The organism is Sphingopyxis sp. (assembly GCF_050725655.1).
Classification (GTDB): domain Bacteria; phylum Pseudomonadota; class Alphaproteobacteria; order Sphingomonadales; family Sphingomonadaceae; genus Sphingopyxis.
Map to the genome: position 1 here is coordinate 22,241 of NZ_JBOHHT010000038.1, position 7,469 is coordinate 29,709.

The 7,469-nt window shown below is 63.8% G+C and carries 7 protein-coding genes and 1 tRNA gene; 5 read left to right on the forward strand and 3 right to left on the reverse strand.

The genetic code is table 11. The features are described 5' to 3' along the window. Positions 1–72 precede the first annotated feature (72 nt). Positions 73–1,683 carry a trigger factor gene (gene tig / locus ACREBX_RS05315; protein WP_431560713.1) on the forward strand — a complete coding sequence of 537 codons (1,611 nt, stop codon included), beginning with the start codon at positions 73–75 and terminating at the stop codon, positions 1,681–1,683. Positions 1,684–1,880: 197 nt separating this feature from the next. Here the strand turns inward: tig and ACREBX_RS05320 are convergent, their stop codons facing one another. Further along, the gene (locus tag ACREBX_RS05320) at positions 1,881–2,498 is read right to left on the reverse strand and encodes a DNA-3-methyladenine glycosylase family protein (protein WP_431560714.1); all 618 of its coding nucleotides are present in this window, start codon (positions 2,496–2,498) and stop codon (positions 1,881–1,883) included. Between the two features lie 101 nt (positions 2,499–2,599). Between ACREBX_RS05320 and ACREBX_RS05325 the strand changes: the two genes are divergently transcribed. Then, positions 2,600–2,917: a 2Fe-2S iron-sulfur cluster-binding protein gene (locus tag ACREBX_RS05325; RefSeq protein ID WP_431560715.1), complete on the forward strand. Its 318-nt coding sequence runs from the start codon at positions 2,600–2,602 to the stop codon at positions 2,915–2,917. 84 nt (positions 2,918–3,001) lie between these two features. Here ACREBX_RS05325 and rlmB read toward each other — a convergent pair whose 3' ends face one another. Further along, positions 3,002–3,769: a 23S rRNA (guanosine(2251)-2'-O)-methyltransferase RlmB gene (gene rlmB / locus ACREBX_RS05330; RefSeq protein WP_431560716.1), complete on the reverse strand. Its 768-nt coding sequence runs from the start codon at positions 3,767–3,769 to the stop codon at positions 3,002–3,004. A gap of 80 nt (positions 3,770–3,849) precedes the next feature. Between rlmB and ACREBX_RS05335 the strand changes: the two genes are divergently transcribed. Beyond that, positions 3,850–3,935, forward strand: a tRNA-Tyr gene (locus ACREBX_RS05335). 54 nt (positions 3,936–3,989) lie between these two features. Here the strand turns inward: ACREBX_RS05335 and ACREBX_RS05340 are convergent. Then, the gene (locus tag ACREBX_RS05340; protein ID WP_431560717.1) at positions 3,990–4,685 is read right to left on the reverse strand and encodes a CerR family C-terminal domain-containing protein; all 696 of its coding nucleotides are present in this window, start codon (positions 4,683–4,685) and stop codon (positions 3,990–3,992) included. Positions 4,686–4,927: 242 nt separating this feature from the next. On the opposite strand from ACREBX_RS05340, the gene ACREBX_RS05345 reads away from it, so the two are divergent. Both ACREBX_RS05345 and ACREBX_RS05350 read left to right on the forward strand, forming a co-directional pair. After that, on the forward strand, positions 4,928–7,192 hold the full coding sequence (locus tag ACREBX_RS05345) for a TonB-dependent receptor (RefSeq protein ID WP_431560718.1): 2,265 nt from the start codon (positions 4,928–4,930) through the stop codon (positions 7,190–7,192). Positions 7,193–7,226: 34 nt separating this feature from the next. Further along, the coding region (locus ACREBX_RS05350) for a hypothetical protein (protein WP_431560719.1) at positions 7,227–7,469 on the forward strand (243 nt) is incomplete at its 3' end.

The following is a 7,469-nucleotide window of genomic DNA, read 5'->3' on the forward strand; positions in this document are numbered from 1 at the left end:
CGGGATCATGGGGAACTCCGCCGCGCTGGCGGGGTTCGATACGAGATTTTGAGCAAGGATAAGACCAAGGCAATGAAGACCGTCGAAACGCTGAACGAAGGCCTGAAGCGCGAATATCGCGTGACCATCACCGCCAAGGATATTGACGCGCGCGTCGACGACGAGGTGAAGAGCATCGCCCCGACCGTCCGCATGCCCGGCTTCCGCCCTGGCAAGGTTCCGCCGAACCTGATCCGCAAGATGCACGGCCCGGCGCTGTCGGCCGATGCGCTCAACAAGGCGATCGACGCCGGCGTGCGCGACCTGATGGTGAAAGAAAAGCTTCGCCCCGCGCTGCAGCCCGCCGTGGCGCTCGACGAAGGGTATGAAGCCGGCCAGGACGCCGAGCTGACCGTCAGCCTGGAAGTGCTGCCCGACATCGAGGCGCCGTCGATCGAAGGTCTGAAGCTCGAACGCCTGACCGTTCCCGCCGACGACAAGGCCGTGATGGCCAAGATCGAAGAATTCGCCGCGCAGATGAAGCGTTTCGAAGAGGCGCCGAAGACCAAGAAGGCCGCCACGGGCGACCAGGTCATCATCGACTTCGCCGGCAGCGTCGACGGCGTCGCCTTCGACGGCGGCACGGGCGAGGACATGGCGGTCGAAATCGGTTCGGGCCAGCTGATCCCGGGCTTCGAAGACCAGCTGGTCGGCGCCAAGGTCGGCGACGAAAAGGTACTGAAGGTCAGCTTCCCCGACGATTATCCGGTCGCGGACCTCAAGGGCCAGCCCGCCGAATTCGCCGTGACGGTGAAGGAAGTGAAGGTTCCGGCCGCGTCGAAGATCGATGACGATTTCGCCAAGACGCTGGGCCTCGAAAGCCTCGACAAGCTCAAAGAGCTGATGAAGGATCAGGTCGAGCAGGAACTGAACGGCCTCACGCGCACCTATATGAAGCGCAAGCTGCTCGACCAGCTCGCCGCCGCGCACAGCTTTGAAGTGCCGCCGACGATGGTCGAAGCCGAGTTCGCGCAGATCTGGCAGCAGCTCGAGCATGAAGTCAGCCACGAGGAAGATCCCGAAGCGGCCAAGGCCGAACTCGAGAACGACCGTGACGACTATCGTTCGATCGCGGTGCGCCGCGTCCGCCTCGGCCTGCTCCTGTCGGAAATCGGCCAGGCGCATGGCGTCCAGGTGTCGAACCAGGAAATGTCGCGCCTGATCGCACAGGCGGCGCAGCAGTACCGTCCCGAAGACCGCACGCGCTTCATCGAATATGTCCAGCAGGACGCGCTCGCCGCGGCGCAGCTTCGCGCTCCGTTGTACGAAGACAAGGTCGTCGACTTCCTGTTCGAAAAGGCCGAGATCAGCGACCGCGAAGTGACGCGCGAAGAGATCGAAGCCGCGATCGAAGCCGACGACGACAGCGGCCATGTCCATGGCCCGGGCTGTGGTCACGACCATGATCACGACCACAAGCCGGCCAAGAAGGCGGCGGCAAAGAAGCCGGCCGCCAAGAAGGCCGACGTGACCGAAGAAGCCGCCGAAGCCCCCGCCAAGAAGGCGCCGGCGAAGAAGGCCGAAGCCGCTCCCGCCAAGAAGGCGGAAGAAAAGCCCGCTGCGGCGAAGAAGGCTGCTCCGGCGAAGGCGACCGAAGACAAGCCTGCGAAGGCTCCGGCCAAGAAGGCCGCGGCGAAGAAATAAGCTTCGGCTGACGTTCGACAAAAAGGCCGGGTGGAGGATGCTCCACCCGGCTTTTTGTTTGCATGGATGCCAGGCATTACCGTTTAATCGTCATTGCGAGCGAAGCGAAGCAATCCAGGGCGGGTTACGCGACTCTGGATTGCCGCGTCGCTTCGCTCCTCGCAATGACGAGAGTGGGGGTAACTTGCATCATTCTCTCAAATCACATCCATATTGTAGCAGTGCCAACTGAAGATCGCGGCCGCCCCGCGATGGGGGCGCCAGGGTTCGGCTAGTTCGCGCGCGGCCTTTTCGCTTGGCCGTGCGCCAAGCTGGAGGATGCGGCCGACGGCTTCCTGCACGGCGAGGTCGCCGGCGGGCCAGATGTCGGGGCGCCCTTCGGCGAACAACAGGTAGATTTCGGCCGACCAGCGCCCGATGCCCTTGACCTTGGTGAGCAGCGCGATCGCGTCTTCGTCGTCGGCGGGCAGGGCGTCGAATTTCAGCTCGCCGTCGAGGATCAACTGCGCGAGGCTCTTGGCATAGCCCTGTTTCTGCCCCGACAGGCCGCAGGCGCGCAGCGTGTCGAAGTCGGCGGCGGCGACCGTCTCGGCGGGGCAGCCCTCGCCAAATTGCGCCTCCAGCTTGTTCCAGACCGAGTTGGCCGCGGCGACGCTGACCTGCTGGCCGACGATCGTGCGGAGCAGCGTGGCATAGCCGCGCGCGCGGATGCGCGGTTCGGGATAGCCGACGTTGCCGAGCGCGCGCGCGAAATTGGAATCATTCGCCGCGAGTGCGTCGATTCCCGCGTTCAGCTGCTGCTGGCTGAGGCCCATCGTATATTCTCCTTTTGTTCCGTCGGTCGCCAATAGCAACGCTTGATTTGACAAGCAACGCGCGACATAGCGCCACCAACATCGAAGATATGGGGACTAGCATGGCCAAGCTGATTGTCGTGACGCGCGACGGGACCGAACATGAGATCGAGGGCGACACCAGCCTGACGGTGATGGAGAATATCCGCGACGCCGGGTTCGACGAACTGCTCGCGCTGTGCGGCGGCTGCTGTTCGTGCGCGACCTGCCATGTCCATGTCGAGGCCGGCGCGACCGACCAGTTGCCCGCGATGAGCGAGGACGAGAACGACCTGCTCGATTCGACCACCGACCGCGATGAGGGTTCGCGCCTGTCGTGCCAGATTCCGTTCAGCGAGGCGCTCGACGGGCTGAAGGTGCGGATCGCCGCGGAGGATTGATTCCATCACGTCATCCCGGCGAAAGCCGGGATCGCTTGCATTCCCGATGAACGATAGCGGCCCCAGCTTTCGCTGGGGCGACGATCATTTTGCCGCCGTCGCCACCGCGTAGAGCGCGATCGCCGCGGCGTTCGAGATATTCAGGCTTTCCATGCGCGGCGAGATCGGCAGCTTTGCCAGCACGTCGCAATGCTCCATGACATTGTGGCGCATCCCGTCGCCCTCGGAGCCCAGCACCAGCGCGACGCGGCTGCCGTCGAGTGCCGAGCCGAGCGTCGTTTCGGTGTCGCCCATCAGGCCGATGCGCCAATATTGCGCTTCGGCGATTTCCTCCAATGCGCGCGACAGGTTGACGACGCGGATCCACGGCACGATTTCGAGCGCGCCCGACGCTGAGCGCGCGATGACGCCGTTTTCGGGCGGGCTGTGGCGATCCTGCGTGACGATGGCAGCGGCGTCGAACGCCGCGGCCGAGCGCAGCACCGCGCCGATATTGTGCGGGTCTGTGACCTGGTCGAGGACGATGAGCGGGCGCTTGCTGTCGGCGTCGACCTCTTGCTGCAACAGGTCGCCGAGAAAAACATCCTCGAGCGGGTCGACTTCGATCACCAGTCCCTGATGCGGCGCGTCGCGCGCGACGAGTCGCGCAAGGTCGGTAACCTCGGCGTAGCTGATCGGAATCACCGGCGGCAGGTCGAGCTGGCCGAGCGCTTCGCGGGTGCCCCAGATGCGCTTTACGGTGCGTTCGGGGTTGGCGAGCGCGGCCAGAACGGCGTGGCGGCCCCAGAAGCGAATGGCTTGCCCGCGCGCGTTTTGACTGGCGGGGCGGCGATGGCGGGAAAATTGTCTCATAACGCGCGGCCTTTCCCATGACTGGCATTGACAGGCAAGCCTCGTTTCGCCATTGGACCGCTTCCCAAAGCGGACCCCATGGACAGGTGGCCGAGTGGTTAAAGGCAGCAGACTGTAAATCTGCCCGGGTTTCCGTACGCTGGTTCGAATCCAGCCCTGTCCACCACCCTCCATCAGATAGCGTATCGAACCAGCGACTTTGCGCTGGCCCGCATCGAGCTTAGATCCGGTCGATCTGGAGATGCAGGACTTTCGTGACCAGAGCCAGTTCCGCGGCGCCGATTGTCGACCAGCCCATCGCCTTTTGCGCAACTTTCCTCCGGGTATGGAGCGACGGGATGCTCGATACGAGCAATATCGATTGCACGCGCGATTCGGCCGACACGCCGGGCTCCGACTTGATCCGGGATATCAGCCGCGCGTTGCGTTCGATGCCGGGCAACCACAGGCGAACGTAGAATATATCGAAGGCCGGACCCGGCTCGGCGAGTTCGCGGGCGATGATCCCGCTGCCGAGTCCATAGGTCTCGTTACCCAATATCAGTTCCACCGATGCGGCCATCAGCTTCTTGAGTGCGCCGCGCGCCTCTTCCGGGCCCGATGTCGACGCGATGGTCCGCCTTGCGCCGGCCACGGCGTCATGGTTCGCGCGTTCGAAACGCTCGACTATCTCCCCGGCGCACGCGCGATATAGCCCTTCCTTGCTGCCGAAATAATAGTTCAGCGGCGGAAGCGTCGTATTCGCCCGTTCGGCGATGCGGCGCGTGGTCGTGGATTTGAAACCCGCCGCCCCAAACTCGATCAGCGCCGCGTCCAATATGCGCTGGCGCGATTGGTCGCCCTTGCGCGACGTGTTCGACACAGCGTCTCTTCCGGGCTGTGCAACGGGCCCTTCGACCGAATCTCCCATGGTCATGATCAACCTCAAAGCTCTTTGCTGCAACGAACCCGCCGTGCGTAAAGCAAATGCCCACGGGTTGGCAAACATCCGATTTCCGGCAGAATATCGGGCTTTCGGCGCCCTTTGAGAAAATACTTAGAATACTATTGATTTTCACGATCTCAAAATATATCAGTTGATACATAATAGGAAGGGCCGCGGAGTCGAGGGGCGAAAAGCGCCTCCGGGGACGCCGGCCGTGAACATGGGAGAGAGGGATGACACGCCACCACCGGGCCTTGACGGCGCTCGCCACCGGAAGCTTGATGATCGCGGTTGCCCATCCGGCGGCGGCGCAGGAGGTCGAAGCGACCGGGACGACCGATGCGGCGGGCAGCGAAGACATCATCGTCACCGCCTCGCGCCGCCCGCAAACGCTTCAGGAAGTGCCGATTTCGGTGGGCGTTGTGACGGGCGCCGCGATCGAGCAACAGGGCCAGCGCCTGTTCACCGATCTCCAGTCGTCGGTTCCCAACCTCCAGATCGACAACACCAACGGCAATTACGCGATCACCATCCGCGGGCTCGGGTCGGGCGCGAACAATCTGGCGTTCGAGCAATCGGTCGGGCTGTTCGTCGACGGTGTCTATTCCAGCCGCGCGCGTTCGTTGCAGGTGCCGTTCCTCGACGTCGAGCGTATCGAGGTCGTGCGCGGACCGCAGGGGGCGCTGTTCGGCAAGAACACCAATGCCGGTGCGATCAGCATGGTGACACGCCGCCCGACCCGCGACTTCGAAGCCGAGTTCCGTGCCGGCACCGAACTGGCGGAGGGCGGCATGAATTTCAGCGGCTATCTTTCGGGACCGATCAGCGACACGCTGAGCGTCCGGCTGAGTGGCGGCGCCGGACAGGCCGACGGCTATATCGAAAACCGGCTGACGGGCTTCGACGACAATGGGTCGAAATACCGGTCGGGGCGCGCGCAATTGCTGTGGGAGCCGAGCGAGGATTTCGAAGTCCTGCTCAAGGCCGAAGGGTTCCGGAACGAGATCAACGGGTCGAACGCCGTGTACAACAATATCGGGAACCCGAACTGCAACCTGTGCAATGTCATCCGGGGTGCCAGCGGCGGCGCCGACGCGCAGGACAAGCCCGGTTTCTGGCGGTTCAGCCGCGGCTTCCCCAGGGAATATGATGTCACCAAATCGCGCACCGGCGCGATGACGATGACCTGGACCCCGGGCGACTGGTCGGTCACCTCGATCACCGCCTATCAGGCGGTGGATTCGGAGCGCACGTTCAACACCATTCCCGGCCCGATCAACCTGCTCAACACATTGCAGGCCGAAGAGAGCAGCCAGTTCTTCCAGGAATTGCGCGTTTCGCGCGACGTCGCGGCGGGCATCAACCTGGCGTTCGGCGCGACCTATACCGACGCCGACCTCGATATTCTGCAACTCGTCAGCTACAACGGCAATCTGGTGGGGGCGACGCTGCCGCAGGCCGAAGGGACGCGCGGTTTCAGCCAGACGTCCTGGTCGCTGTCGCCCTTTGCGATCGTCGAGGCGGAACTGACCGATGCGCTGACCTTCGGCGGCAGCCTGCGCTATAGCCATGAAAAGAAGGATGCGCGCGGGACCAGCACCAATGTCGGGCCGCGCATCCCCGCGAACAATCTGGATTTCGACATCAGCGGCAGCCGGACCGAGAAGCTCTGGGATTATTCGCTCCGCCTCCGCTACGAATTCAGCCCGGCGGTGTCGGCCTATGTCAGCTATGCGACGGGCACGAAGGGCGGGGGGTTCCTGTCGAACGACGGACTGCTCCTCTATAATATCCGCAACAACAATGGTCGTTTCGACTTCGACGACGAGCGCGCGCGCGCATGGGAGCTCGGCACGAAAATGCGTCTGTTCGACCGCAGGCTCGACCTCGACATCGCGCTGTTCCGGACGCGCTTCGCCAATTTGCAGGTGTCCTCGTACAACGGCACGGCCTTCATCACCGGCAACGCCGCCAAGGCGACCGCGCAAGGCGTCGAGGTCGAGGCACGCTACCGGCCGAGCTCGGTCGTCAGCCTCGGCGCCACGGGGGCATATCTGGACGCGAAATACAACGATTATCCGGGCGGCCCCTGCCTCTATGACGCGCCGGTGACCTGTACGCCCGCGACGAACAACCTCGCCGGCGTGCGCCTGACCCGCGCGCCCGAATGGAAGGCGTCGGGATATGTGCAGTTCGACGTGCCGGTGGCGGGCGACCTGATCGTCAGCGCCCGCGCCGCCGCCGATTACACTTCGACGTCGTATCTGCAGGGCGACATGAACCCGCTCAATGCGCAGGCGGGCTATGCGAAGGTCGATGCGCGCCTGGCGATCCGGAAGGAAGATGGCGCGTGGGAACTCGCGCTCGTCGGGCGCAATCTCACGAACAAGGTGACCTTCAGCCAGGCGATCAATACGCCGCTGCTCGGCGGGAACAGCCATGTCGTGATGATCAACCCGCCGCGGACGGTCAATCTGGAAGCCGTCCTGCGCTTCTAGGCACCGCATCGATTGGACATGGAAAGGCCCCGAGATGGTTTGGACTGTTGACCGCCGTACATTCGTTGGCGGCCTGGGCGGCGCCGGGGCGCTCGCGGCATCCGGCGCGCGGGCAGGCGCGCCCGCGGCGGACGGGCGCAAGCTCAACATCCTGATGATCGTCACCGATCAGGAACAGAGTATCGCGAGCTTCCCGAAGGGGCTGCTCGAAAAGCTGCCGGGGCACCGCGAACTGATGGCGCGCGGGCTGCTCGTCGAAAATTACCATGTCCAGACG